The organism is Saccharopolyspora indica (assembly GCF_027853965.1).
Taxonomy (GTDB): domain Bacteria; phylum Actinomycetota; class Actinomycetes; order Mycobacteriales; family Pseudonocardiaceae; genus Saccharopolyspora; species Saccharopolyspora indica.
The window spans coordinates 380921-406359 of the sequence record NZ_JAQGLB010000002.1 but is presented as its reverse complement, the minus strand read 5'-3'; the positions used below and the strand labels follow the sequence as shown (position 1 = coordinate 406359).

Below are 25439 nucleotides of genomic sequence, written 5' to 3'. Positions count from 1 at the left end.
ATCCCGCATCTGCCGAGGTTTCGCGGCGGGACTCAGCCGACGCCGCGGCGCAGCGTCGGGAGCCCGGCGGGCGGGCCACCGTCGAGCAGCCGCCGCAGGGCGTCGGTGTCCAGGTGCTTGACCACCAGGTCGCCGAGCAGGTCGAGCTGCCCGGCGCGGATGTCGGCGAACACCGTGTCACCTGCCGGTTCGAAGCCGTCGCGCCCGGCCCGCCGGGCCGCCCAGCGCAGGAACTCCCGCCGGAAGCCGTCGTTCTCGAACAGCCCGTGCCAGTGCGTCCCGAGCGCGGAACCGGCGATGCCGCCCTCGGGCTGCCCGTCGGAGGTGGTGACCAGCGGTTCGAGCTCACCGCGGCGGCGGGGCAACCCGTGGTGGATCTCGTAGCCGGAAACCGGCTCGCCGAACGCACGACCGCTGGGCCGCGCCAGCGTCTTCGACGCCGCGAACTCGATCTCCACGTCCAGCAGCCCGAGCCCGTCGACGGCTCCCGCTCCCGATTCGACCTCGTCGTGGATGCGCCGGGTCAGCATCTGGAAACCGCCGCAGATCCCGGCCACCGGCAGCCCGGCGCGGGCGTGCGCGCGGATCGCGTCGGCCAGCCCGCTGCTGCGCAGCCACGCCAGGTCCGCGACGGTCGACTTGGACCCGGGCAGCACCACCAGGTCGGCGTCGGACAGCCGCGACGGCTCGGTGACGAAGCGCACCGCGACGCCCGGCTCCGCGGCCAGCGCTTCGACGTCCGTGGCGTTGGAGATCCGCGGGAGCCGCGGCACCGCCACCCGCAGCCACTGCCCGCCCCGCGGCGGAGCGGGCCGCCCGACGACCCCGTCCGCGGCGTAGGACAGCGAGTCCTCGGCGTCCAGCCACAGCTCCTCGGCCCACGGCAGCACGCCGTGCACCGGGCGCCCGGTCAGCTCGCGCAGCTGGTCCAGCCCAGGTTCCAGCAGCGCCGGGTCGCCGCGGAACTTGTTGATCACGAATCCGGCGATCAGGGCCTGGTCCGCCGCGTCCAGCAGCGCGAGGGTGCCGAAGAGCTGCGCGAACACGCCACCGCGGTCGATGTCGCCGACCACCACGGTCGGCAGCCCGGCGGCTTGCGCCAGCCCCATGTTCGCGATGTCGTTGGCCCGCAGGTTGATCTCGGCGGGCGACCCGGCGCCCTCGCAGATGACGTGGTCGAACTCGGCCCGCAGCCCTTCCAGCGTGGCCACGACGGTGTCCAGCAGGGCGGCCTTGCGCGCCCGGTAGGACATCGCGGTCACCTCGCCCGCCACCCGCCCGAGCACCACGACCTGCGAGCTGCGGTCGCTGCCGGGCTTGAGCAGCACCGGGTTGAACCGCACCGAGGGTTCGATCCCGCACGCCGCGGCCTGCACCGCCTGAGCCCGCCCGATCTCACCGCCATCGGGGGTGACGACCGAGTTGTTGGACATGTTCTGGGCCTTGAACGGGGCCACCCGGGCGCCGCTGCGCGCCAGCCACCGGCAGATCCCGGCCGTGACGACGCTCTTCCCGGCATCCGAGGTGGTCCCGGCCACCAACAGCGCGTTCACCGGCGGATCAGGGCAGCGTCAGGATCTCGTTGCCGTCCTCGGTGATCAGGATGGTGTGCTCGAACTGGGCCGTCCAGCTCTTGTCCTTGGTGGTGACCGTCCAGCCGTCGTCCCACATGTCGTACTCGTGGGTGCCGAGGGTGATCATCGGCTCGATGGTGAAGGTCATGCCCGGTTCCAGGACGGTCTGCACCGACGGCTCGTCGTAGTGCAGGATCACCAGGCCGCTGTGGAAGGAGCGGCCGATGCCGTGGCCGGTGAAGTCGCGCACCACGCCGTAGCCGAAGCGCTTTGCGTAGGACTCGATGACGCGGCCGATCACGTTCAGCTGGCGGCCGGGCTTGGCCGCCTTGATGCCGCGCATCAGGGCCTCGTGGGTGCGCTCGACCAGCAGCCGCACCTCCTCGGAGACCTCGCCCGCCAGGAACGTCGCGTTGGTGTCGCCGTGCACGCCGCCGACGAAGCCGGTGACGTCGACGTTGACGATGTCGCCGTCCTCGATGACCGTCGAGTCCGGGATGCCGTGGCAGATCACCTCGTTGAGCGAGGTGCAGGAGGACTTCGGGAAGCCCCGGTAGCCGAGCGTCGACGGGTACACGCCGTGGTCGCAGAAGAACTCGTGCACGACCGCGTCGACCTGGTCGGTGGTCGCGCCCGGCTGCACCGTCTTGCCCGCCTCGACCAGCGCCTGCGCCGCGAGCTTGCCCGCGACCCGCATCGCCTCGATGATCTCGGGCGTCTGCACGTCGGGGTCGGTGCCGCGCTTGGGAGCCGGCTTGTCGACGTACTCGGGACGCTCGATGTGCGCGGGGACAGGGCGGCGCGGCGTCTGCACGCCTGGCTGCAACGGAGCTCGAACCGGCATGCCCACACTCTAACCGCGCCCCGGCACCGGGCTCAGCGCGGTGACGGTCGGGGCTCTTCCCCGGTCACCCGGTCAGTTCGCGCCCGGTGATGCGGTGGCCAGACCCGCTTCCTCGGCCGCGGCCAGCAGCGCCGGGTCGTAGGACAGGTAGGCCACCAGGCCGTCCTTGATCTTGCAGGCGGAGGCCAGGTGGATGGCGTCCACCGGCCCCACCTGGGCCTGCAGCTCGCTGGCCGCGTCGAGCACGTCCTGCTTCACCGGCAGGTGGTCGATCTTGGAGATGATGATCGAGGCCAGGTCCACGGCGTGCGGCCCGATCTCGCGGAAGGTCCGCAGCACGTCGACCTTCGACAGCGCGCTGGTCACCCTCGGGTGCTCCCAGTGCTCGCGGATCCACTGGCTCAGCGCCGCGCTCTCCGGCTCGGGGGCGATCAGCTTGATCAGCGCGGAGGAATCGAAGTAGATCAAAACCGCTCCTGTTCACGCCTGCGCAGCAGCCGGTCGGACACGCTCGGGGAGGGCGCTGCGGGCAACGGTCCGGGTAGCTCGCCGCCGTCGCCGGGCACCAGCTCCCCGGCCGCGACGAGCTCGTCGTACAGGGCTTGGTCACGCGTGGGCGGAGCCAGCACCGCGACGGTGCGACCGCGATCGGTCACCAGGATCGACTCGCCTGCGGCGACCCGCTTCAGGTACCGGCTCGCGTTCTGCCGCAACTCGCGCACACCGATCCGCTCCATGCGCTACAACGTAGCACAATGATCACGCCTTGCGATCACCCGAACACGTGAAGCGATCAGCTCGCGGACAGGAACCGCCGCGCCGCGTCGACCGCCGGCCCGGACGAGCCCGCGTCGGTGACCAGCACCGCGAACGCCACGTCGTCGCGGTAGCCGACGAACCAGCCGTGCGAGCGGGTGCCGTCGCCGAACTGCGCGGTGCCGGTCTTGCCGCGGACCTCGCCGGAACCGGCCAGCCCGGTCGCGGTGCCCTCGGTGACCACTTCGCGCATCATCTGCCGGAGCTGGTCGAGGGACTGCGGTGACGGCGGCTGCGGGGTGGCGTCGGCCTTGGTCGGCAGGCCGCGGATCAGCGTGGGCACCGGCATCCGCCCGTTCGCGATCGAGGCGGTGACCAGCGCCATGCCGAACGGGCTGGCCAGCACCGTGCCCTGGCCGATGCCGTTCTCCGCCCGCTGCACCACGGTGTCGGCGGGCGGCACCTTGCCGGTGATCGTGGTCGCGCCCGGCATGTCGAAGTCCACGCCCAGCCCGAGCTGGTGCGCGGAGTCGGTCAGCGCCGAAGCGGGCAGGTCCACCGCCAGCTGCGCGAACGTGGTGTTGCAGGACCGCGCGAAGGCCGTGTGCAGCGGCACCCGGCCGAGGTCGAACTCCTTGTCGTTGGGCAGCACCCGGCCGTCGAAGGCCTTCTTGGCCGGGCACTCCACCACGGTGTTCGCGTCGACCGCGCCCGCTTCCAGCCCGGCCGTCGCGGTCACCGCCTTGAACGTGGAGCCGGGCGGGTACTGCCCGGACAGCGCGACCGGGCCCTGCGCGTCGGCCGCGGAGTTCTGCGCGACCGCCAGCACCTCGCCGCTGGAGGGCTGCACCGCCACCAGCATCGAGGCCTGCGGGATCTGGTCCACCGCCTGCTCGGCGGCGCGCTGCGTGCGGTCGCCGAGGGTCACCGTCATCGGCTCGACCGGCCGCTCGGCGACGTTGTGCAGCTCGGCCACCTCGTTGCCCGCCGCGTCCACCGCGACGACCCGCCAACCGGCGTTGGCCGCGACCTGCTCGTCGGCCTTGCGCACCACCCCGGCCAGCACCTGCGAGCCGTAGCCGCGCTCACCGGCCACCAGTCGGGTCTGCGCCGGGAAGCGCACTCCCGGCAGCTCGTAGATCTGCGACCGGACCCGCTCGTAGTCGCCCTGCCGCAGGGTGACCACCGCGTACGGCTGACCCGGCGGCGTGCGACCGACACCGTCCATGATGGACTGCTGGGTGATCGCCGGTTCGATGGTGCCCAGCGCGTCGGCCAGCGCGCCCGCCACCTTCGGCACGTCTCCGGCCTCCTGCGCGCTGAGGCTGACCGTGACGAGCTGTTCCGGCCGCATCATCTCCGCGCCGTCGCGGTCGAGCACCGGCGCCGGGTCGGGGCGCTGCTCGCGGAAGGCCAGGTTCTGCCCGGGCTGGAGCTTCGGGTGCAGCACGCTCGGCGCCCAGCGGACCTTCCAGCCCTGCTCTCCCTCGACGAGCTTGAGCTCGCTCGGGTACTCCCAGACCTTGCCCGCCCCGAAGTCCCAGGACAGGTCGTACTTCGCGGTCGGCGTGCCCTGCTGGTCATCGGCGACTTCCCGGACCGTCGCGCGCACGGCCTCCGGGGCCATGCTGCGCCGCACCGCTTCCACCGCCTGCCGAGCCTGCTCGGGGTTGTCGCTCTGCGCAGCGGCCCCGGCCGCATCCCCGGCCGCCACGGCGTTCACGAAGGCCGTCGCGACGTCCTCCTCCGAAGGCCCGGTGCTGCAAGCCGCCAACGGCACCAGCAGCAGAGCGGCGATCCCGGCGAAGATCCGCTTGGAAACCATGCCGCGAGTATGCCCAACCCCTCCGATTCCTCCACCCCCACTTCCCCCGCCGGCCCCGGTGAAGGGCACCTTTTAGCAACTTACTTGCCTAAAGGTGCCCTTCACCGGGGCCGGAACGCGGGAGGGTCAGAGGAGGACGGTGGAGAAGGAGCCGATTCGGCGGAAGCCGACCTTGCGGTAGGCCAGCCGGGCGGCGACGTTGTAGTCGTTGACGTACAGGCTCGCGGTGCGGCCGAGGCCCCGGATCAGGCGGTCGGCGACCGCTGCGGTGCCCGCGGTGCCCAGCCCGGTGCTGCGCCGGTCCGGGTGCACCCAGACGCCCTGGATCTGGCCGACGGTGCGCGACATGGCACCGATCTCGGCCTTGAACACCACCTCGCCGCCCTCGAAGCGGGCGAACGCCCGGCCGGTGGCGATCAGATCGGCCACCCGCGCCCGGTAGCTCGCCGCGCCGCCGTCGCTGCACGGGTCCACGCCGACCTCTTCGGTGAACATCGCGATCGCCGCGGGCAGGTAGCGGTCCAGCTCGTCCGGTCGCACCTGGCGCACCAGCGGGTCCGGGGCGATGCGCGGTGATTCCGCCAGCACCATGAGCGGCTGCTCGGCGCGGATGTCGCGCGCGGGGCCCCACTGCGCCGCGACCTCGTCCCACAGCGCCAGCACCTGCTCGGTCGGCCCGACCAGCGAGGAGCAGACCCGGCGACGGCGCAGCGCCCGGTCGGCGAACGCGCGCATCGCGTCCGGTCCGCCGCGCAGCGGGATCAGGTTCGCGCCCGAGAAGCACATGCCGGTCAGCTTGCTGCCGTAGCCCCAGAGCTCGCCGCCGAGGCGCAGCGGGTGGATGCCCGCCTCCTCGACCCGCGCGGCGACCATGCAGGCCGCGACCGGCGCGGAATCCAGCACGGAGCGGACCAGCATCGCGTCCCGCTCCTCCAACAGCCGTGCACCGGCTAGCTTGAGCACCTGCCAAGACTGCCAGAAACGCCGTCCGCGCAACTCCCCCGGCCGGGAGGCGTTGCTCCCGGACAACCCTCGCTCACCCATTCGGAGCAGCCCGGTGGGCGCGGTGAACGCAGACGATCGGCCGCCCCCGAACCGGGGACGGCCGATCTAGCGGGCTCAACCGACCGTCACGACCGGAGCGTCACCGTCGGCGGGCTCCATGTCCTCGGCGATGCGCATGGCCTCTTCGATCAGCGTCTCGACGATCTTGTGCTCGGGCACGGTCTTGATGACCTCGCCCTTGACGAAGATCTGCCCCTTGCCGTTGCCCGAGGCGACGCCCAGGTCCGCCTCGCGGGCCTCGCCCGGCCCGTTGACCACGCAGCCCATGACCGCGACCCGCAGCGGCACCTCCATGCCCTCCAGCCCGGCGGTCACCTCGTCGGCGAGCTTGTAGACGTCGACCTGGGCGCGGCCGCAGGACGGGCAGGACACGATCTCCAGCTTGCGGGGGCGCAGGTTCAGCGACTGCAGGATCTGCGTGCCGACCTTGATCTCCTCGACCGGCGGCGCGGACAGCGAGACCCGGATGGTGTCGCCGATGCCCTGCCGCAGCAGCGCGCCGAAGGCGACCGCGGACTTGATCGTGCCCTGGAACGCCGGGCCGGCCTCGGTGACGCCGAGGTGCAGCGGGTAGTCGCACTGCTCGGCCAGGATCTCGTAGGCGCGCACCATCACGACCGGGTCGTTGTGCTTCACCGAGATCTTCAGGTCGTGGAAGTCGTGCTCGGCGAACAGGCTCGCCTCCCACAGCGCCGACTCGGCCAGCGCCTCCGGAGTGGCCTTGCCGTACTTCTGCATCAGCCGCGGGTCCAGCGAACCGGCGTTGACGCCGATCCGGATCGGCGTGCCGTGGTCCTTGGCGGCCTGCGCGATCTCCTTGACCTTGTCGTCGAACTTCTTGATGTTGCCCGGGTTGACCCGCACCGCGGCGCACCCGGCCTCGATCGCCGCGAAGACGTACTTCGGCTGGAAGTGGATGTCGGCGATGACCGGGATCTGCGACTTCTTCGCGATCGCCGGCAGCGCCTCCGCGTCGTCCGCGCTCGGGCACGCCACCCGCACGATGTCGCAGCCCGAGGCGGTCAGCTCGGCGATCTGCTGCAGCGTGGCGTTGATGTCCGCGGTGACGGTCGTGGTCATGCTCTGCACCGAGATCGGCGACTCGCTGCCCACACCGACCGCTCCGACCTGCAACTGCCGGGTCTTGCGCCGTTCCGCGAGCACCGGCGCCACGGCCGCGGGCATGCCCAGATCGACGGTCATCGAAACCTCTCCACCTCTATCTGGTGTTCTTCGGCGGCTGCCACCGCCTGCGCTCCACGATACCGGCGAGCGTTCATCCGGCCGGACGTCACGGTGGTAGGACGGATCACGTTGCGTGATCGTCCCGGTGAGTCAAGGTCGTGTTCAGCCCAATTCCACCTGGTCACCATCACCCGTTCGCCCAAGCCGCGGAGCGAGTCGTCGGCCCCGCTGAGCCCACGTCTGCACGGCCGCAGCCCTTCACCCGTCGGTGCCCATTTGCGCCCGGTCCGCGCGCAGTGCCCGTGAGCGGTTCGGGGCGCTATGGCACCCCGAACCGCTCACGGGACCTGACCAGCGGAAACCCACTAGAAGAGCTTCACCGGGTTCACCACGTCGGCGACCAGGACCAGCAGCGAGTACGCGATGAAGATCAGGCTGATCGCGTACGCCAGCGGCATCAGCCGCGCGGTGTCGAACGGCCCCGGGTCCGGCCGCCGGAACAGCTTGTTGAAGCCGCGGCGGATCGACTCCCACAGCGCGCCGGCGATGTGCCCGCCGTCCAGCGGCAGCAGCGGCAGCATGTTGAACACGAACAGCGAGAGGTTCACCCCGGCCAGCAGGTTGAACATCAGCATGATCCGGGCGTCCACGCCGATCTCGTCGGAGGCCAGCACCTCGCCGCCCAGCCGGCTCGCGCCGACGATGCCCACCGGCGAGTCGGCGTGCCGCTCACCGCCGAAGATCGCCGAGACCAGGTCCGGCACCCGCTGCGGCAGCTCGACGACCTTCTCCGCGGTGAGGCTGACGAACCCGCCGATGGTGCTCACCACACCGCCGATGTCCTGCTTGACCAGCACCTGCGTCGGGGTGAGCCCGAGGAAGCCGACCGTCTCGTACTCGCTGGTCGAGCCGATCTTCGGCATCTGGTTCTGCATCAGGTCCGGGGTCAGCGTGACGCGCTGCCCGGCGCGCTCGACCACCACCGGCACCGGGCCGGTCGAACTGCGGATGGCCAGCTGCAGGTCTTCCCAGGTGGTGTAGGGCTTGCCGTTGAACTCCAGGATCCGGTCGCCGGGCCGGAAGCCCGCCGCCGCGGCCGGGGAGGGCGGCGCGTCGGCCGGGCAGCGGTCGGTGACCGGCGCGTTGGCGGGCAGCACGCACTCGCTGACCGCGGAGACCGTGGTGGTCGGCGTCAGCATGCCGTGGCCCATCAGGATCCCGGCGAAGATGATGACCGCCAGGATGAGGTTCATCACCGGCCCGGCCACCATCACGATGATCCGCTTCCACGGGCTGCGCTGGTAGAACTGCTTGTGCGCGTCCTCGGGCGTGATCTCCTCGGCGGACATCTGCCGGGCGTCCTCGATCATCGCCCGCCACGGAGCGGAGGAGGCGGTGCGCCCGTACTTCTCGTCCTTCTTCGGCGGGAACATGCCGATCATCCGGATGTAGCCGCCGAACGGGATCATCTTGATCCCGTACTCGGTGTCGCCCTTCTTCCGGGACCAGATGGTGCGGCCGAAGCCGACCATGTACTGGGTGACCTTGATCCCGAACAGCTTCGCAGCCGCCAGGTGGCCCAGCTCGTGCCACGCGATGGAGAACAGCAGCCCGAAGAAGAAGATCAAGATGCCAACGACGACCAGCACTTACTCCGCCTTCCCCGCGGCCACCAACTCGTTGGCCCTGGTCCGCGCCCAGGCCTCGGCCGCGAAGACCTCGTCCAAGCTCGACGGCGCGGACCGCCACTGGTCGGCCCCGGCGAGCACGTCACCCACAGTCTGCACGATTCCGGTGAAGCCGAGTCGGCCGTCCACGAAAGCCGCCAGCGCTTCCTCGTTGGCCGCGTTGTAGACGGCGGGCAGGCAGCCGCCGCCGGAACCGGCCGCGCGGGCCAGCTCGATCGCCGGGAACGCCTCGTCGTCGACCGGTTCGAAGGTCCACTCCTGCGCCTTCGAGAAGTCCAGCGCGGGCGCGGCCCCGGGCACCCGGCGCGGCCACTCCAGGCTCATCGCGATCGGGATGCGCATGTTCGGCGGGCTTGCCTGGGCGATCGTCGAGCCGTCCGCGTAGGTGACCATCGAGTGCACGATCGACTGCGGGTGCACCGCCACCTCGATGCGGTCGTAGCCGATGCCGAACAGCAGGTGCGCCTCGATCAGCTCCAGGCCCTTGTTCACCAGGGTCGCCGAGTTGATGGTGACCACGTTGCCCATCGACCAGGTCGGGTGCGCCAGCGCCTGCTGCACCGTGACGTCGACCAGCTCGTCGCGCTTGCGGCCGCGGAAGGGCCCGCCGGAGGCGGTCAGCACCAGCTTCTCGACCTCGTCGGAGCGGTTGCCGAGCAGGCACTGCGCGAGCGCCGAGTGCTCGGAGTCGACCGGCACGATCTGCCCGGGCGCGGCCGCGTCGAGCACCAGCGAACTGCCCGCGATCAGCGATTCCTTGTTCGCCAGCGCCAGCTGGGAGCCGGTGGCCAGCGCGGCCAGGGTCGGTTTGAGGCCGCGGGAGCCGTCGACCCCGTTGAGGATCACGTCGGCGGGCGTGGACTCGATGAGGTCGGTCACCGCGTCCGGGCCGGTCAGCAGGTCGGGCAGCGGGGCGCCGCTCGGACCGCGCGACTCGGCTTCGGCTCGGAGGGCGAGGCGGAGGTCTTCGACGACGCTGCTGTCGGCCACCGCCACGGTCCGGACCTGGAACTCGATCGCCTGCGCGGCCAGCGTCAGCGGATCGCTGCCGCCCGCGGCCAGGCCGGTGACCCGGAAGCGGTCCGGGTTGTTCCTGATCACGTCCAGTGCCTGGGTGCCGATGGAACCGGTGGAGCCGAGCACCAGGACGGTGCGCGGGCCGGGAGCGCTCTGTTTCGGGGTGTCGGCGTGCATCACCGCCATTGTCCCCGAAGGAGGTGAGGGGAAGTCGCTCGCGGTGCACAAATCACCATCCGGGGTCACGATCTGGCCATAGGACGTTGCACGGAGGAGGTCGGCCATGGGAATCATCGGATGGATCGTTCTCGGACTCATCGTGGGTGCGCTGGCCAAGGCGATCATGCCTGGCAAGGACGGCGGCGGGATCCTCGTCACGATGCTGCTCGGGGTCGTCGGCGCCTTCGTCGGCGGCCTGATCGGCAACTGGATCTTCGGGGTGGGCATCGACCGGTTCTGGTCGCTGAGCACCTGGATCCTGGCCGTCGTGGGCTCGCTGATCGTGCTGGGCGGCTACCGGGCGATCATCGGCCGCAAGTCGGCATCGCACGGCTGACGCGCCCCTGGGGGTGTCGCGGAAGGGGCTTCCGCGGCACCCTTTTCGCTGCTCGCGCCGAGACGGGCGGACGTCACCGCATCGACGGCGTGTGCGAGGATGGGTAGGTGGATCACTGGTCCGTGGTCCGCACTTCGAGCATCATCATCCGGCCCGCGCGGCCGGGCGTGGCACCAGGAGGGGAACGTGGCGACCACCGAGCTGGAGAAGAAGCCCGGCCAGGCCATCGACCCGGCCGATGAACCGTCGGTCGAGTGGGGCTGGCACGGCGGTTTCCCGAAGGCGACGCAGTTCGCCGGCTGGTTCTCCGTCTTCGCGTGCCTGATCATGCTGGTCGGCAACCACCAGGGCATCCTCAGCGGTGGCGGCCAGTTCAAGACCGAGGACATGTGGCTGGTCATCATCGCGGTCGGCCTGGCCGTCGGCCTGCTGATCGACCTGCGCCGGCGCAAGACCGCCTGGCGCCGCTGACGCGAGAGCACGAGAACGCCGCTTCCGGATCCCGGAAGCGGCGTTCTGCGTTTCAGGGCGGTGAACCCGATCAGGTGCCCGGTGAAGGGCACCTTTTAGCAAGTAAGTTGCCTAAAGGTGCCCTTCACCGGGCAGAAGCTCCGTGCGTCGCGTTTCAGATGGTGATGCCGGTGAGGACCGTGACGTGCTCCTGGGTGAGGTCGAGCATTGCGGCGTGCACGCCTTCGCGGCCGACCCCGGATTCCTTCACCCCGCCGTAGGGCATCTGGTCGGCGCGGAAGCTGGGCACGTCGCCGATGATCACGCCGCCCACCTCCAGCTCCGCCGCGGCGCGGAAGGCCAGCTGCAGGTCGCGGGTGAACACCCCGGCCTGAAGGCCGTAGCGGGAGGCGTTGACCTTCTCGAACGCCTCGTCCACCGAGTCCACCGGCGCCAGCACCAGCAGCGGGCCGAAGACCTCCTCGCAGGAGACCTTCGCGTCCTCCGGGACGCCGGCCAGCACGGTCGGGGCGAAGGTGGCGCCCTCGCGGGAGCCGCCGGTGAGCACCTCGGCGCCCGCGTCGACGGCCTCGCCGACCCAGGCCTCCAACCGCGCTGCGGCGTCCTCGTTGATCATCGGGCCGACCTTGGTCGCCGGATCCTTCGGATCGCCGGTGACCTGCGATTCCACCGCCTTCACCACGCGGGCGGCGAGGTCGTCGTAGCTGTCGCGGTGGACGTAGACGCGCTGCACGGAGATGCACGACTGCCCGGCCTGGTACATCGCGAAGGTCGCGATCCGGTCCGCGGCGAAGTCCAGGTCCGCCCAGGTCTGGTCGACGACGACCGCGGCGTTGCCACCGAGTTCGAGCGTCACGTGCTTGCGCGGTGCGGCGTCGCGGACCCCCCAGCCGACCGGGCCGGAGCCGGTGAAGGAGACCACCGGCAGCCGCGGGTCGGTGACCAGCTCGGCGGCCTTGTCGTTGCTGGTGGTCAGCACCGACCAGGAGCCGGCGGGCAGCTCTGTCTCGGCCAGGATCTCGCCCAGCACCAGCGCGGACAGCGGTGTCTTCGGCGCGGGCTTGAGCACGATCGGCGCGCCGACGGCCAGCGCCGGGGCGACCTTGTGCGCCACCAGGTTGAGCGGGAAGTTGAACGGCGCGATGCCGAGCACGGGCCCGCGCGGGACGCGGCGGACCAGCGCCATCCGGCCGGTTCCGCCCGGATCGGTGTCCAGCCGCTGCAGGTCGCCGGAGAACCGGCGGGCCTCCTCCGCGCCCCACCGGAAGGTGGAGACGGCGCGGGCCACCTCGCCGCGGGCCCAGCTGATCGGCTTGCCGTTCTCGGCGGTGATCAGCTGCGCGATCTCCTCGGCCCGCTCTTCGAGCCGCCGGGTCACGTGGTCCAGCGCGGCGGCCCGCACGTGCGCGGGCGTGGTGGCGAACTCCTTGCGCACCGCGTCCGCGGCGGCGACGGCGCGCTCCACGTCGGCGTCGGTGGCGTAGCACGTGGTGGCGACCGCCGAGCCGTCGTAGGGGTGCCGCACGTCGAACGTCGCGTCGCTGATGACCCGCTCGCCCGCGACCCAGTTCCCGATGACCGATGACATCGGCTGCCTCCTGTCGTCTCAGATCCTGCCCAGACGCTACGGCCGGAACCGATCTGCCCGCACTGCCAATCCGTACACAGCCACGGCCGCAGCTGTCCAAACCGTCACGGCTCGCGGGCGAACGTCGCGCAGTCCGGGCACTCGTCCAGGTACCGGTGGCGGCACTCGACGGTGTGCTGGAGGAAGACGATGGCCGCTCGCCTGGACGCCACCTCGCTCTCGAGCTCGGCGATCTTCGCCGCGACCACGGCCTGCGCCGCGTCCTTCGTCGGCGCCGTGGCAGCGATGACCTCCGGCAGGGAGAGCCCGACCCGCCGCAGCTTGAGCACGGTGCGGGCCCGTTCCAGCGCGGCGTCGTCGTAGATCCGGTAGCCCTTGCTGTCGCGGCGCGCCTCGAGCGCTCCGACCTGCTCCCAGTGGCGCAGCACGTGGGCCTCGATCCCGAGCTCGGCGGCTGCTTCTCCGATCGTCCGCACTTCGGCCTTGCCTTCATGTCGACCTGAACCCATAGCTTGCCCAGCATGACCGAATCCCCGCACCGCACCGGCACTTCCCACGATCTGATCCTCGTCACCGGCGCAGCAGGCAACCTGGGGCGCGCGGTCGTCGACCGCCTCGTCGCCCGCGGCGCGCGGGTGCGGTGCCTCGACAGGCACCCGGTGGACGAGCGTCCCGGCGTGGAGCCGGTGGTCGGCGACCTGACCGACCCAGCTGTTCTCCGCACTGCGCTGAGCGGCGTCGACGCGGTCCTGCTGGTCTGGCCGCTGCTCGACGCGGCTCCGGCCCGTGCCGTGCTGCCGGAGCTCGTCCGCGCAGCTCCGCGCGTCGTCTACCTCTCGTCCTCCGCCATCGACGACGACCGCGCTCGGCAGACGGACCCGATCGTCCAAGTGCACGCGGACGTGGAAGCGCTGCTCGTCGACGCCGGGCTGCGTCCGGTGGTGCTGCGCAGCGAGACGATGGCGTCCAACGTCCGCGGCTGGGCCGCGCAGCTGCGCGCGGGCGATGTCGTGGCCGGGCCGGACATCGCGCGAACAGCCGTCGTCGACGAGCGCGACGTCGCTGATGCGGCGCTGGCCGTCCTGCTCGCCGACCGGTTCGGCCGCGGGCCCCACGTGCTCACCGGGCCGGAAGTGCTCAGCCGCGCCGATCAGGTCGCGCAGCTCGGTGCGGCCCTGGGGCGCCGACTGCGCTTCGAGCCGGTCCGCACCGACCTCGCGCGATCGCGGATGCTCGCGGACGGCCGCCCCGAGGCGCTGGTGGAGGCGTTGATCGCCGCCTCCGAGCACCGGCTGGAGTCGGCTCGCACCACCGGCAGCGTGGAACACCTCACCGGCCACCCGGCCCGAACGTTCGCGCAGTGGGCCGCCGACCACGCCGCCGAGTTCCACTGATCAGCGTTTTCCGCAGGTGGTCGCCCGTGAGTGCTTTGTGGTGCTATGGCCCCACAAAGCACTCACGGGCCCTGACCTGCGCAGACCTGGCCGTCAGGTGTGGCTGTGCATCACGTGCTTGATGCGGGTGTAGTCCTCGAAGCCGTAGCGGGAGAGGTCCTTGCCGTAGCCCGAGTGCTTGAAGCCGCCGTGCGGCATCTCCGCGACCAGGACCATGTGGGCGTTCACCCAGACGCAGCCGAAATCCAGGTCCGCGGTGCAGCGCTGGGCCCGGCCGTGATCGCGCGTCCAGGCGCTGGCGGCCAGGGCGTAGCTCACGCCGTTGGCCAGCTCCAGGGCTTCCGCCTCGTCGGCGAACTGCTGGACGGTGAGCACCGGGCCGAAGATCTCCTCCTGCACCGGCTCGTCGTCCTGGCGGACACCGGCGAGCACCGTCGGCGCGAAGAAGCAGCCCTCGTCACCGATCCGCTCGCCACCGGTGAGCACCTGGGCGTGCTCCGGCAGGCGGTCGACGATGCCCTGCACGCGGGCCAGCTGGGCGGCGTTGTTCAGCGGCCCGAAGTCGGCGTCCACATCGGACGGCGGGCCGGGGCGCAGGGCGCTGACCTCCTCGACCAGCAGGCGGGTGAACTCCTCGGCCACGGACTGCTCCACCAGCACCCTGGTCGCCGCGGTGCAGTCCTGACCGGCGTTGAACGTGCCCGCGGCCGCGATGCCCACCGCCGCGGCCTTCAAGTCCGCGTCGGCGAACACCAGCGCGGGTGCCTTCCCGCCCAGCTCCAGGTGCACGCGCTTGACGTCCTCGGCCGCCGCGGCGGCCACCTGCCTGCCCGCGCGGGTGGACCCGGTGATCGACACCATCGCCGCGGCCGAGTCGGCGACCACGGCTTGCCCGGTCTCCCGGTCGCCGCACACGACGTTGAGCACACCGGGCGGGAGGATCTCCGCCGCCACCTCGGCGAGCAGCACCGCGGACACCGGCGTGGTGTCGGCGGGCTTGAGCACCACCGCGTTGCCCGCCGCGATCGCCGGGGCGATCTTCCACACCGCCATCAGCAGCGGGTAGTTCCAGGGCGCCACCTGGCCGACCACGCCGACCGGTTCCCGCCGCACGTAGGAGGTGTGCCCTGGCGCGTACTCCGCGGCGGCGGTGCCCTCCAGCACCCGCGCCGCACCGGCGAAGAACCGGATCTGGTCGACGGCGGCATCGACCTCCTCGCTGCGGGTGGCGGCCACCGGCTTGCCGGTGTTCTCCACCTCCGCCGCGACGAACTCCTCGGCACGCCGCTCGATCTCGTCGGCCAGCCGCAGCAGCAGCCGCTGCCGCTCAGCGGGCGTGGTGCGCCGCCACTGCGCGAAGGCCGCGCGGGCCGCCGCGTACGCCTGCTCGACGTCCTCAGTGGACGAAAGCGGTGCGGTGCCGAAGACCACTCCGGTGCAGGGGTCGACCAGATCGGTGGTGAGGCCGCTGCGGGCGTCCACCGCCCGGCCGTCGATGATGTTGCGGATCCGGCGCATCAGCGTCCTCCTGGCAGGATGCAGAGCAGGTCGTAGAGCACGTGAGCAGCGGCGATGCCGGTGATCTCGGCGTGGTCGTAGGCCGGGGCGACCTCCACCAGGTCCGCGCCGACCACGTTGAGGTCGGCCAGCCCGCGCACCACTTCCAGCAGCTCGCGACTGGACAGCCCACCGGCCTCGGGAGTCCCGGTGCCGGGCGCGAACGCCGGGTCCAGCACGTCGATGTCGATGGACAGGTACACCGGCCGCGATCCGAGGCGGGCGCGAACGCGCTCGATGATGGTGTCCAGCGGGGTCCGGGCGAACTCGCGGCAGTGCACCGCCGCGAAGCCCAGCCGCTCGCTCTCGTCGAGGTCGAGCTTCGAGTACAGCGGGCCGCGCAGTCCGACGTGCATCGAGTGCTCGAAGTCGATCAGGCCTTCCTCGGCGGCGCGGCGGAACGGGGTGCCGTGCGTGTGCGGCGCGCCGAAGTAGGTGTCCCAGGTGTCCAGGTGCGCGTCGAAGTGCAGCACCGCGATCGGCCCGTGCCGCTCGTGCTGCACCCGCAGCAGCGGCAGCGCGATGGTGTGGTCGCCGCCGATGGTCAGCAGCGTGCGGCGGGTGCCGGACAGCTCCCGCGCACTGCTCTCGATGGTGCCGATCGCTTCCTGGATGTCGAACGGGTTCACCCCTACGTCGCCCGCGTCGGCGACCTGCCTGGCGGCGAACGGCTCGGCGTCCATCGCCGGGTTGTACGGCCGCAGCAGCCGGGAGCTCTGCCGCACGTGGTTGGGGCCGAACCGGGCGCCGGGCCGGTAGCTGACGCCGGTGTCGAAGGGCACGCCCCAGAGCAGCACGTCGGCGTCCGCGACGTCGGCGAGCCGGGGCAGCCGCGCGAACGTGGTGTCCCCGCCGTAGCGCGGCACGCGCGTGGCGTCGACCGGACCGATCGGATCGTTCATGTTCTCGTTCCTCACTGCTCGGCCGCCAGGATCTCCGCGGCGGTGCGCTTGCCGGACTCGATCGCACCGTCGATGAAGGCCCGCCAGCGGCGCGCGGTGTGCGAACCGCTGAAGTGCACCCGCCCCTCGGTCCGGCCCACGCACAGCTCGTACTCGGCGAACTGCCCGGCGCGGAACGTCGCCCACGTGCCCTTGGAGTACTCGTCGTGCACCCAAGCGTGCGAGTGCGCGTCGAGAACTTCCGCTTCCGGGGCGAACTCCCGCACCGCGCGCTGCACGTCGGCGAGGTCGGCGGCGTCGACGCGGTCGTGCTCGGGGGCGAAGCAGACCAGCACCACACCGCGTTCGGTGGTCTTCATCGCGCCGACGTAGTCGAAGCTGGTCCCCCAGCCGAAACCGCTGATGTCCTCGGGCACGTTGCGGGCCAGCGCCCAGACCTTCTGGCCCTGCCCGGCGTGGTTCTCCCGGGAGATCGCCAGCTTGTCGGCGGGCAGCGCCGGGGAGAACTCGATGTCCTGCCACACGCCGACCGGCGTGGTCATGACCACGCGGTCCGCTCGCACCACCCCACCGTCGTAGGTGACCGTGACGCCCTCGTCGTCGGACTCGACCTCGCGCACCGGGCTGGACAGCCGCAACTGCGCGCCGCCGTCGGCCAGGATCGCCCGCGCCAGCGACGCGGTGCCGTTGGTGAAGGTGAAGCCCAGCACGCTGGCCTGCACCATGCCCCACAGCGAACTGTCCATCGAGGAGCACCAGCGGAGGATGTCCAGCGCCGAACCGGTGTCCTCGTTGGCGTTGGCGCAGCCGCAGAACCAGGACATCATCAGTTCCTTGGCGTTGCCGGTCAGACCGGCGTTCTCGGCCCACTGCCGGATCGGCACGTCGAGGTCGGCGACGTCCTGCTCGGACAGCGGCCGCAGCGGGTCGAACCGGGACGCGTCGGCGATCAGCGCCCGCACGGCGTGCTCCAGCTGCTCGTACTCCTGCGGCGGCACCGGCAGCAGGGTGTCCAGCACCGTGCCGCGGTCGGACCAGGTCATCCGGCCGGGCAGCTCGCTGTCCTCCACCGGGATGCCGTAGCGCTGCACCTCGGCCCACACGTGGGTCTGCTGCGGGACGATCCAGGTGCCGCCCATCTCCAGCCCGACACCGTCGAACACGTCCGGCTGGTACCAGGTGGAGCCGCCGATGCGGTCCCGGGCCTCCAGGACCAGCACGTCCTTGCCCGCTTCGCGCAGGTCGCGCGCGGCGGTGAGCCCGGCGAAGCCGGCACCGATGACGACCACGTCGTGACGATCCATTGCACTTCCTCGTTCATTCGGAGATCAGACGTTCGCGGTTGCCCGAACGCCGGGTTCGGCGGGCACCGGTTGCGGACTGCCGATGCCCAGCAGCAGGTAGCTCGCGGCGGTGACCGCGGCCGCCAGCACGAAGCTCAGGTCGATGCCGCCGGTCAGCGCCAGCAGCGGCCCCTTGTACAGCGCGGTGTCCACCGCCAGCAGCCCGACCAGCGAGCCGATCCCCCAGGCCGCGACGGCCCGCGGGTTCCAGCCCCCCGCGTACCAGTAGATGCCGCCCCGCGAGCGGCGGTTGTAGACCTGCAGCGCGTCCGGGTCGTACACGCCCCGGCACTGCGCGAAGCCGATCAGGGTGATCACCGCCCACGGCGTGCCCACCGCGGTGAGCAGCAGCACGAACGCGGTCACCGCGTCCTGCGCGTCCCAGGCGAAGTAGCCGAGGAACACCAGCACGGTGGAGATCGCGGAGGTCAGGACGGTCGCCTTGACCCGCGACAGCGGCGGCACGATCGCATCCAGGTCCAGCCCCATGCTGTAGATCAGCACACCGGCGTTGCCGATGGTGCCGAACACCCCGTTGAGCAGCAGCGGCAGCAGGAACCACAGCGGTGCGGCGGCGACCAGCGGGCCGACGTAGTCGTCGGCGGCGCGGGAGGCGAAGGCGGTGAACGTGCCGAACAGCTGCGGGATCAGCAGCCCGAGCAGCATGCCCGCGCAGGTCGCGGCGAACACCTTGCGGGCGGAGTGGCGGCGCGGCGAGACGTAGCGGCTGTAGTCGCCGAGCAGCGTGATGAACGCCATCGGCCCGCTGAGCCCGGCGGCGACCACCGACAACGCCCAGGTGCTCCAGAAGTCGCCGAGCAGGTAACCGGAGTCGGTGACCGGGCCGGTCTGGAACCGGTCGGCGTAGGCGAAGATCCCGGCCGCCATCAGCACCAGCGTGCCCAGCGCGACCCACTTGCTCAGCCTGGTCAAAAGCTGGTAGCCGAAGATCGCGACCAGCACCGACAGGACGGCGAGCACCGCGTAGGTGACGCTGTGGCTGACCCCGTCGTCGGGCAGCCCGAACATCCGGTGCAGCGGGCCGACGACGGCCGCCCCGCCGGTCCAGACCGTCAGCGCCGCGTAGCCCAGCGACAGCAGCAGCCCGATGACCGAGCCGATCAGCCGCCCGCGTACCCCGAAGTGCCCGCCGCTGCTGGTGGACAGGTTGGTACCGGTGCGCAGCGACACCAGCGCCAGCGGTGCCACCAGCAGGGTGCCCAGCAGCGTCCCGGCGATCATCGAGGTCGCGGCGGGCCAGAACTCCAGGCCGAACGAGGCGGGCAGCCAGCCGAAGATGACCACTCCGAGGCACAGGTTCGAGCCGAGCAGGATCCCGGCGATGTCGCGCGGCCGCCCGGTGCGGTCGGCATCGGGAATGGTGTCGACGCCGTGCACCTCGATGGCGACGGGCGCGGCCGGTCTCGGTTCTGAGGGCAGTCCCGCCTCTCCGCGTTTTTCAGTGGTGGTTGCGCCCAGAATCGATCTCGCGTTTTGCGGTTTCTTATGGCCGGGTTGCATCACGGTCCCCTGAGGTGCGGTTGAGCAGGACTCGACACGAGGGGTTCATTCGTCGACCTCCTCGGGATCTGGTGGCCGCGCGGCACCGGAACACAGCGTGGCCCCGGTCACCGACCGGAGGTAGTCACCGATCCTCCGAAGTCCCCCTCCGACGTTGGTGGATCGCACAATCCCCGAAGACGATCGTCCGACGCGCACCCCGCCCTTGAGGAAGGGGTGTCAATTTCGTACGAAATTGACGTTCACCCGGGTGACGGTCAATTTCGTACGAAATTGACGCCCCGCCCGCCACACGGATCGTGTTTGCGCAGGTGGGGGGCATGATCGGGGTTTTGGGCGTTCTTCACTCGGAAGTGCTCGCGGGAGTCCGGTCAGGACTGGCGGAGGGCGCGGAGGGCGAGGAAGAGGTCCACCCGGTCCGCCGTGCTGGAGAGGCTCCGGCCGGTCAGCTCCTCGACCCGGCTCATGCGGTGGCGCAGGGTGTTGATGTGCACGTGGAGGCGCTGCGCCGCTTCCTGCCAGCGGCCGCCCGCGTCGAGGTACACCTCCAGCGACGGCACGAGGTCGCTGCCGCGCCGCTCGTCGTGGTCGAGCACCGGGCCGAGCAGCGTTCGGGAGGTGGCCGCCAGCAGTTCCGGGTCCTGCGCCGAGAGCAGCAGCGCCGGGCTGCTCAGCTGCTCGTGCGTCATCCAGCCACGTCCGCTCCGCGACGACACCGCCTCAGCGGCGTGCGCCGCCTGCAGCAGGCTCACCCGCAGCTCCGCGGCACTGCCCGGCTTGCCGACACCGACGTGCGAGCCGCTGCCCAGCGAGTCGTGGATCCGCCGCGCCAGGTCGGCCGCGCTGTCGGCGACCCGTGCGAACGCGACGACATCGCTGCCGCGCTGGGCCGCCACGCCATCGGTGCCCAGCAGGTCGCCGAGTCGCAGCGCCACGGCGTCCGGGCTGGCCGTGCGCACCACGACCGCGGCGATCGGACCGTCCGGCGGCAGGCCGAGCGAGTGCAGCCGCGTGCGGACGGTCTCGATCCCCACCGCTCCGCTGTGGACCCACTCGAAGAGCTCCCACGCGTAGCGCAGCTCCGTCGCGCGGACCGCTCGCGTGCGCTCGATCTCCAGCGCGATGAACGGCATGGCCTGCACCACGGCCGCCTGCTGCTCGACGTCGAGTTCGCCCAGCGGCCTGGGCAGCAGCAGCTCCGCCTCCGCCAGTCCCTCGCCCACCAGCGGCAACGGGTGGTCCGGCGTCGGCGCCTCCCCGGCCACCAGTGCGCCTGCGACGCGCACCGCCACCGGCTCGCCGAGCTGCTTGGCCAGCGTGCCGACCACGGTGCCGACGCCGCGGTCGATCCGCAGCGCGGCCACGATCGCGTCGTGCTGCGCGAGGTGGCGGCGCAGCGGGCGCTCCCACTCCGCCCGCTTGGTGCTGACGAAGGCCTCCACGATCTGCAGGAACGCGACCTCGACGGGAACCACGAAGCAGGTCAGCCCGTGCTCGCGCGCGGCGGCCACGAACTCCTCGGGCACCTGCGCCTCCGGTGGCACCAGGCCGAACCCGACGGCCGCGACGTCGGCCGCGACGAGGTCGGCCACGAAGGCCTCCGCGGTGATCCCGGCCGTGCGCCACACACCCGCGGTCAGCACCACCTCGCCACCGCGCAGGAAACGCCCCGGCGCCTGGATCTCGATGGTGTGCACCCAGCGGATCGGCCGGTCCACCCGGCCGCGCACCCGCACCCGCAGGTCGAGTTCCGGCAGGTTCAGCAGATCGTCGACGAGCACCGCAACACCTCACCTCACGCGCCGAGCACTTGCAGGGCCAGCCACAGCTCCGCGCGCACGCCGGGCTGGTCGAGGCTGCGCCCGAGCAGCTCCTCCACCTTGTGCACGCGGTTGCGCAAGGTGTGCCGGTGCACGCCCAGCCTGCTGGCCGCCGGATCCCACTGGCCGTGGTGCGCCAGCCAGGCCTGCAACGACCGGATCAGCACCTCCTGGTCCCGCAGCGGCGCGAGCACGGCCTCGGCGAAGGCCCGCGCATCACCCGCGGGCACCAGGTCGAGCAACCCGCGCCCGGCCAGCTCGGAGAACCGCACCGCGGCGTCACCGCGCTTGGCCACCTGCGCGGCCTGCTCGGCCTGCCGCAATCCTCCGGCGAGCCCGGCCGCGGTGCACGGTTCGGACACGCCGACGGCGAGTCCGGGCTGGGCGGTGATCCAGTCCAGCGCGTCGTCGGCGACCAGTCCGATCACCGCGTCACCGCGTTCGGCCAGGTAGACGGGCGCGCTCGGCTGGTCGGCACCCAGCCTGGCCACCAGCTCGTCGCGATCGCGCGCACCCAGCAGCACCACCACCCGGAACGGCTCGGGCGGGAGTTCGGCGTGCAGATCCCCGAACACGTCCCGCACCGGTTCGCCGCGCAGCATCAGCTCCAGGAATCCCGATCGCAGCCGCCGGCGCGCCGCACCCAGCGCCTCGACCTGCTCCAGTGCGAGCGTCAGCAGCGAAGCCGCCGAGTTGATCACGTGGTGGTCGGTGGTGGCGAAGGGCCCGTCGCGGCCCACGACCAGGAAACCGCGCGCCCGGCCGCCCAGCGCCTGCATGCTCACTTCCTGGTCGCCGAGCGGGAAACCGGCCGCGGCCAGACCCCGCCTGGCACGCATCTTGTCCACTTCGGACGTCAGCTGCCCCAGCCGGGAACCGGCTGCGACCGGCGCGCTGTGCAGCAGCCGCCCGCTGGGATCCAGCAGCAGCACCCAGGCGTCGAGCAGCCGCGCGAGCTTGCGCACCAGCGCGTTGATCCCGTTGGTCGTGCCCGCTGCCTGCGCGAGCTCGTGCTGCGCGCGGCTCGTGCGCCGCAGGCTCGCGTACTCGTCGGCGGCGACGGCGTGCGAAACCGCTTTGCTGATCGCGATGAACGGCGTCGGCCGGGGCACTTCGAGCAGCGGCAGCCCGGCGCGCTCGGCGGCGTCCACCAGCTCGGCGGGGATCGCCCGGTGGCTCAACCCGACGCCGAATCCCAGCGCCGCGGCGCCCACCGAGGTCAACCGCTCGACGAGCGCGGCGCAGTCCTCGGCGCCCAGCGCGAGCCCGGTGGTGAGCAGCAGCTCGCCGCCCTCCAGGAACGGTGCCGGATCGGCGAGCTCGCTGGTGTGCACCCACGCGATCGGCCGGTCCAGCGCCCGCTCCCCGGCACGCGCGGTGAGGCCCAGCGCGGTGTCCGAGACCAGGTCGCGCAACGTCAACGGCACCGGCCACCTCCCGACATCGTGTCCACTCCCCGCACCCGAGCTAACCAGAACGGCACCTGCCCGGATCGGCGCCTCACCCGGAGGTCGTCACAGCCCGATGACCGAGATGAACGCGGCGGCGAGCGACTCGTCGACGGGCTTCGGGTCGTCGAGGTACCCGTTCACCATCGCTCCGTCCCGGAGGATCATCAGCTGCCTCGACGTGGAGTCGACGTCGATCGCCCCCGCTTCCGCGGCGATTTCGGCGAATTCTCCGTGCATCCACCGGCGGTGCGCGTCGACGGCGCGGCGGACCGGGTCGTCGGGGTCGGCGAACTCCGACGCAGCGTTGATGAACGCGCACCCCCGGAATCCCGGACGGCAGCTCGCGGCGCCGATGTCGGCGGCCAGCGCCCGCAACGTCCCCGCCGGGTCGCTCTCGCGGCGCACGCTCCGCATCCACGCCCGCTCCGCTGCGGCCTGCTCTTCCAGGTAGGCGACCACCAGCTCGCTCTTGGTGCGGAAGTGGCGGTAGAAGGTGACCTTCGTGATGCCGACCTTCTCGATGATGCGGTCGGCGCTCGTCGCGCGGATGCCGTGGGAGTAGAACAGCTCGCTCGCGGCGCCGAGGATCCGCGCCCGGGTAACGGAGCCCGACGAGGTACGAGTCGCCGGTTCCGTGCTGTCGGTGTGCATGTCGTCCTTCCGCCTCGGTCCGGCTGTTGCGCCGACACCGAGTGGCAGTCTAGGTTATGCGATGTAGACGAACTAGTAACTCTACTTCGGCTGGCCGAGGAGGGACTCGCCGCGCGCGGACCCGTGCCCGTCTTCGTCACGACCGCCGTCGGCTGAGCCCGCGAGGCCCAACGAGAGGAATTTCCATGACCACGTCCGCCATCGACTCGAGCCTCGCGGCGACGTTCAGCGCGGCGCTGCGCCGCCTGTACTTCATCCGCTTCGCGTTCGCCGTCGTCTGGGCAGGGCTGCTGTTCGCGACCTCGACGACCGCGGGGCCGGCGCTCACCGCCCTCGTGGTCATCTACCCGCTCTTCGACGCGGCCGCCGTCCTGTGGCAGCTGCGATCTCCGCACCGCGCGCCCGGCACGCGGGCGGCGGAGTGGGTCAACGTGGCCGTCAGCGCCATCGTCGCCATCGCGCTCGGCGTGGCATCGACGGTGTCCGTCCCCGCCGCGCTCGGGGTCTGGGGTGCGTGGGCCGTGGGGTCCGGCATTCCCCAGCTCCTCGCCGCCGTTCGGCAGCGACGTTCCGGCGGCCAGGTGCCGCAGATCCTCAGCGGCGGCATCTCGGTCCTAGCCGGGGTGTCCTTCCTGGCTCAGGCGTTCCAGGGCAACGGCAACATCGCCGGCGTGGCCGGCTACGCGACCCTCGGCGGGCTCTTCTTCCTCGTCTCCGCTATCCGCCTGAGCGTCGTGCTGCGGAAGCAGCGCGACGAGCCGGCGAGAACGTCGGCCACCGCCTGACATTGTGTCCAATCCGCGCACCCGGGCTAACCAGATCGGCACCTGTTCGGATCGGCACCTCCCACCGAGTCTGGTCCCAGTACGACACGACCAGGAGGCCCCGTGACCACCGCCCAGGCGCGCGTTCTGCGCACCGAGATCCCCGGACCGAACTCCCGCGAGCTGCAGCGGCGCCGCGCCGCGACGGTGGCAGGCGGCGTGTCCAGCGTGCTGCCCGTCTACATCACCGAGGCCGCGGGCGGGGTGCTGCACGACGTCGACGGCAACTCGCTGATCGACCTCGGCTCGGGCATCGCGGTCACCAACGTGGGCAACGCCGCGCCGGAGGTCGTCGAGCCGGTGCGGCGTCAGGTCGCCGAGTTCACCCACACCTGCTTCATGGTGACGCCCTACGAGAACTACCTGCAGGTCTGCGAGGAGCTCGCCGCGCTGACACCCGGCGACCACGAGAAGCGCAGCGCGCTGTTCAACTCCGGCGCCGAGGCCGTGGAGAACGCGGTCAAGATCGCCCGCCGGGCCACCGGCCGCCCGGCGATCGTGGCCTTCGACCACGCCTACCACGGCCGCACCAACCTGACCATGGCGCTGACCGCGAAGTCCGTGCCGTACAAGCACGGCTTCGGCCCGTTCGCCCCGGAGGTCTACCGGGTGCCGATGTCCTACCCGGCGCGCGACGGCCGCCCCGGCGAGCAGGTCGCGCGCGAGGCCATCGAGCGGATCGACAAGCAGCTCGGCGCCGACCAGGTGGCCGCGGTGCTGATCGAGCCGATCCAGGGCGAGGGCGGGTTCATCGAGCCCGCACCGGGTTTCCTGCCCGCGATCGCGAAGTGGTGCGCCGACAACGGCGTGCTGTTCATCGCCGACGAGATCCAGACCGGCTTCTGCCGGACCGGCGCCTGGTTCGCCTGCGACCACGAGAACGTGGTGCCGGACCTGATCACCACCGCCAAGGGCATCGCGGGCGGCCTGCCGCTGGCGGCGGTCACGGGACACGCCGACCTGATGGACGCCATGCCGCCGAGCAGCCTGGGCGGCACCTACGGCGGCAACCCGATCGCCTGCGCAGGCGCGCTCGGCGCGATCCACGCGATGCGCGAGCGAGACCTGGCCGGAGCCGCCCGCGCCATCGGCGACCTGGTGCTCCCCCGGCTGCGAGCCCTGGCCACCGGAGCGATCCTCGACGTGCGCGGCCGCGGCGCGATGATCGGCATCGAGTTCGTCAAGCCGGGCACGACCGAACCGGACCCGGAGCTGACCGCCAAGATCGCCAAGACCTGCCACGCCCGAGGCGTCGTGATCCTCACCTGCGGCACCTACGGCAACGTGATCCGCCTGCTCCCGCCCCTGGTCATCGACCACGCCCTCCTGACCGAAGGCCTCGAAGTCCTGGAGGAGGCGATCCGCGAGCACACGAGCAGCTGAGGCCTGCGCGACGCTGTTCCGGCG

23 protein-coding genes are annotated in these 25439 nt (G+C 71.6%); 5 read left to right on the top strand and 18 right to left on the bottom strand.

The genetic code is table 11. The annotated features are described in order from the left end of the window. Positions 1 to 32 precede the first annotated feature (32 nt). From OU416_RS05790 to dxr, 9 genes are all read right to left on the bottom strand, one after another. Positions 33 to 1553 carry a cobyric acid synthase gene (locus tag OU416_RS05790; protein WP_270925764.1) on the bottom strand — a complete coding sequence of 507 codons (1521 nt, stop codon included), beginning with the start codon at positions 1551 to 1553 and terminating at the stop codon, positions 33 to 35. Between the two features lie 7 nt (positions 1554 to 1560). Continuing rightward, positions 1561 to 2418, bottom strand: coding sequence for a type I methionyl aminopeptidase (map, locus tag OU416_RS05785; RefSeq protein WP_270925763.1), 858 nt, complete (start codon positions 2416 to 2418; stop codon positions 1561 to 1563). Positions 2419 to 2490: 72 nt separating this feature from the next. Next, positions 2491 to 2886 (bottom strand): type II toxin-antitoxin system VapC family toxin, encoded by a 396-nt coding sequence (locus OU416_RS05780; protein WP_270925762.1) that lies wholly within the window; start codon positions 2884 to 2886, stop codon positions 2491 to 2493. Continuing rightward, the gene (locus OU416_RS05775) at positions 2883 to 3155 is read right to left on the bottom strand and encodes a type II toxin-antitoxin system Phd/YefM family antitoxin (RefSeq protein ID WP_270925761.1); all 273 of its coding nucleotides are present in this window, start codon (positions 3153 to 3155) and stop codon (positions 2883 to 2885) included. The genes OU416_RS05780 and OU416_RS05775 overlap by 4 nt, the downstream gene beginning before the upstream one ends. A gap of 56 nt (positions 3156 to 3211) precedes the next feature. Next, positions 3212 to 4999: a penicillin-binding transpeptidase domain-containing protein gene (locus tag OU416_RS05770; protein ID WP_270925760.1), complete on the bottom strand. Its 1788-nt coding sequence runs from the start codon at positions 4997 to 4999 to the stop codon at positions 3212 to 3214. A gap of 126 nt (positions 5000 to 5125) precedes the next feature. Then, positions 5126 to 5962, bottom strand: coding sequence for a GNAT family N-acetyltransferase (locus OU416_RS05765; protein ID WP_270925759.1), 837 nt, complete (start codon positions 5960 to 5962; stop codon positions 5126 to 5128). 156 nt (positions 5963 to 6118) lie between these two features. Further along, entirely contained in the window at positions 6119 to 7267 is a 1149-nt protein-coding gene (gene ispG, locus OU416_RS05760) for a flavodoxin-dependent (E)-4-hydroxy-3-methylbut-2-enyl-diphosphate synthase (protein ID WP_270925758.1), read from the bottom strand. A gap of 347 nt (positions 7268 to 7614) precedes the next feature. Then, positions 7615 to 8898 (bottom strand): M50 family metallopeptidase, encoded by a 1284-nt coding sequence (locus OU416_RS05755; RefSeq protein WP_270925757.1) that lies wholly within the window; start codon positions 8896 to 8898, stop codon positions 7615 to 7617. Further along, a complete protein-coding gene (gene dxr, locus OU416_RS05750; protein ID WP_270925756.1) occupies positions 8899 to 10140 on the bottom strand; it encodes a 1-deoxy-D-xylulose-5-phosphate reductoisomerase in 1242 nt (413 codons plus the stop codon). A 97-nt stretch (positions 10141 to 10237) separates the two neighbouring features. Here dxr and OU416_RS05745 point away from each other — a divergent pair, with 97 nt between their 5' ends. Next, the gene (locus OU416_RS05745) at positions 10238 to 10510 is read left to right on the top strand and encodes a GlsB/YeaQ/YmgE family stress response membrane protein (RefSeq protein ID WP_270925755.1); all 273 of its coding nucleotides are present in this window, start codon (positions 10238 to 10240) and stop codon (positions 10508 to 10510) included. 186 nt (positions 10511 to 10696) lie between these two features. Continuing rightward, positions 10697 to 10981 (top strand): DUF2631 domain-containing protein, encoded by a 285-nt coding sequence (locus OU416_RS05740; RefSeq protein ID WP_270925754.1) that lies wholly within the window; start codon positions 10697 to 10699, stop codon positions 10979 to 10981. Between the two features lie 154 nt (positions 10982 to 11135). Here OU416_RS05740 and OU416_RS05735 read toward each other — a convergent pair whose 3' ends face one another. Both OU416_RS05735 and OU416_RS05730 read right to left on the bottom strand, forming a co-directional pair. Next, a complete protein-coding gene (locus OU416_RS05735; protein WP_270925753.1) occupies positions 11136 to 12569 on the bottom strand; it encodes an aldehyde dehydrogenase family protein in 1434 nt (477 codons plus the stop codon). 104 nt (positions 12570 to 12673) lie between these two features. Continuing rightward, on the bottom strand, positions 12674 to 13045 hold the full coding sequence (locus tag OU416_RS05730) for a MerR family transcriptional regulator (RefSeq protein ID WP_270925752.1): 372 nt from the start codon (positions 13043 to 13045) through the stop codon (positions 12674 to 12676). A gap of 45 nt (positions 13046 to 13090) precedes the next feature. Between OU416_RS05730 and OU416_RS05725 the strand changes: the two genes are divergently transcribed. Next, positions 13091 to 13963: an NmrA family NAD(P)-binding protein gene (locus OU416_RS05725; protein WP_270925751.1), complete on the top strand. Its 873-nt coding sequence runs from the start codon at positions 13091 to 13093 to the stop codon at positions 13961 to 13963. A gap of 93 nt (positions 13964 to 14056) precedes the next feature. On the opposite strand, the gene OU416_RS05720 is transcribed toward OU416_RS05725, so the two are convergent. From OU416_RS05720 to OU416_RS05690, 7 genes are all read right to left on the bottom strand, one after another. Then, a complete protein-coding gene (locus OU416_RS05720) occupies positions 14057 to 15481 on the bottom strand; it encodes a gamma-aminobutyraldehyde dehydrogenase (protein ID WP_270925750.1) in 1425 nt (474 codons plus the stop codon). Next, complete coding sequence (gene speB, locus OU416_RS05715) at positions 15481 to 16422, bottom strand: agmatinase (RefSeq protein WP_270925749.1); 942 nt, start codon at positions 16420 to 16422, stop codon at positions 15481 to 15483. The genes OU416_RS05720 and speB overlap by 1 nt, the downstream gene beginning before the upstream one ends. 11 nt (positions 16423 to 16433) lie before the next feature. After that, positions 16434 to 17726, bottom strand: coding sequence for a flavin monoamine oxidase family protein (locus tag OU416_RS05710; RefSeq protein ID WP_270925748.1), 1293 nt, complete (start codon positions 17724 to 17726; stop codon positions 16434 to 16436). A 24-nt stretch (positions 17727 to 17750) separates the two neighbouring features. Beyond that, the gene (locus OU416_RS05705) at positions 17751 to 19163 is read right to left on the bottom strand and encodes a purine-cytosine permease family protein (RefSeq protein WP_270925747.1); all 1413 of its coding nucleotides are present in this window, start codon (positions 19161 to 19163) and stop codon (positions 17751 to 17753) included. Positions 19164 to 19657: 494 nt separating this feature from the next. Beyond that, the gene (locus tag OU416_RS05700; RefSeq protein ID WP_270925746.1) at positions 19658 to 21067 is read right to left on the bottom strand and encodes a helix-turn-helix domain-containing protein; all 1410 of its coding nucleotides are present in this window, start codon (positions 21065 to 21067) and stop codon (positions 19658 to 19660) included. A gap of 14 nt (positions 21068 to 21081) precedes the next feature. Then, entirely contained in the window at positions 21082 to 22533 is a 1452-nt protein-coding gene (locus OU416_RS05695; RefSeq protein ID WP_270925745.1) for a PucR family transcriptional regulator, read from the bottom strand. An 87-nt stretch (positions 22534 to 22620) separates the two neighbouring features. Next, on the bottom strand, positions 22621 to 23208 hold the full coding sequence (locus OU416_RS05690; RefSeq protein WP_270925744.1) for a TetR/AcrR family transcriptional regulator: 588 nt from the start codon (positions 23206 to 23208) through the stop codon (positions 22621 to 22623). 185 nt (positions 23209 to 23393) lie between these two features. Between OU416_RS05690 and OU416_RS05685 the strand changes: the two genes are divergently transcribed. Both OU416_RS05685 and gabT read left to right on the top strand, forming a co-directional pair. Continuing rightward, entirely contained in the window at positions 23394 to 23993 is a 600-nt protein-coding gene (locus OU416_RS05685; protein ID WP_270925743.1) for a hypothetical protein, read from the top strand. A gap of 102 nt (positions 23994 to 24095) precedes the next feature. Then, the gene (gabT, locus tag OU416_RS05680; RefSeq protein WP_270925742.1) at positions 24096 to 25415 is read left to right on the top strand and encodes a 4-aminobutyrate--2-oxoglutarate transaminase; all 1320 of its coding nucleotides are present in this window, start codon (positions 24096 to 24098) and stop codon (positions 25413 to 25415) included. The last annotated feature ends 24 nt before the right edge of the window (positions 25416 to 25439 follow it).

Excerpts from the sequence above, each read along its gene's own strand:
- map (WP_270925763.1), bottom strand. The coding sequence starts at position 2,418 with ATGCCGGTTCGAGCTCCGTTGCAGCCAGGCGTGCAGACGCCGCGCCGC.
- OU416_RS05775 (WP_270925761.1), bottom strand. The coding sequence starts at position 3,155 with ATGGAGCGGATCGGTGTGCGCGAGTTGCGGCAGAACGCGAGCCGGTAC.
- OU416_RS05770 (WP_270925760.1), bottom strand. The coding sequence starts at position 4,999 with ATGGTTTCCAAGCGGATCTTCGCCGGGATCGCCGCTCTGCTGCTGGTG.
- ispG (WP_270925758.1), bottom strand. The coding sequence starts at position 7,267 with ATGACCGTCGATCTGGGCATGCCCGCGGCCGTGGCGCCGGTGCTCGCG.
- dxr (WP_270925756.1), bottom strand. The coding sequence starts at position 10,140 with ATGGCGGTGATGCACGCCGACACCCCGAAACAGAGCGCTCCCGGCCCG.
- OU416_RS05745 (WP_270925755.1), top strand. The coding sequence starts at position 10,238 with ATGGGAATCATCGGATGGATCGTTCTCGGACTCATCGTGGGTGCGCTG.
- OU416_RS05735 (WP_270925753.1), bottom strand. The coding sequence starts at position 12,569 with ATGTCATCGGTCATCGGGAACTGGGTCGCGGGCGAGCGGGTCATCAGC.
- OU416_RS05725 (WP_270925751.1), top strand. The coding sequence starts at position 13,091 with ATGACCGAATCCCCGCACCGCACCGGCACTTCCCACGATCTGATCCTC.
- OU416_RS05720 (WP_270925750.1), bottom strand. The coding sequence starts at position 15,481 with ATGCGCCGGATCCGCAACATCATCGACGGCCGGGCGGTGGACGCCCGC.
- speB (WP_270925749.1), bottom strand. The coding sequence starts at position 16,422 with ATGAACGATCCGATCGGTCCGGTCGACGCCACGCGCGTGCCGCGCTAC.
- OU416_RS05710 (WP_270925748.1), bottom strand. The coding sequence starts at position 17,726 with ATGGATCGTCACGACGTGGTCGTCATCGGTGCCGGCTTCGCCGGGCTC.
- OU416_RS05690 (WP_270925744.1), bottom strand. The coding sequence starts at position 23,208 with ATGCACACCGACAGCACGGAACCGGCGACTCGTACCTCGTCGGGCTCC.
- OU416_RS05685 (WP_270925743.1), top strand. The coding sequence starts at position 23,394 with ATGACCACGTCCGCCATCGACTCGAGCCTCGCGGCGACGTTCAGCGCG.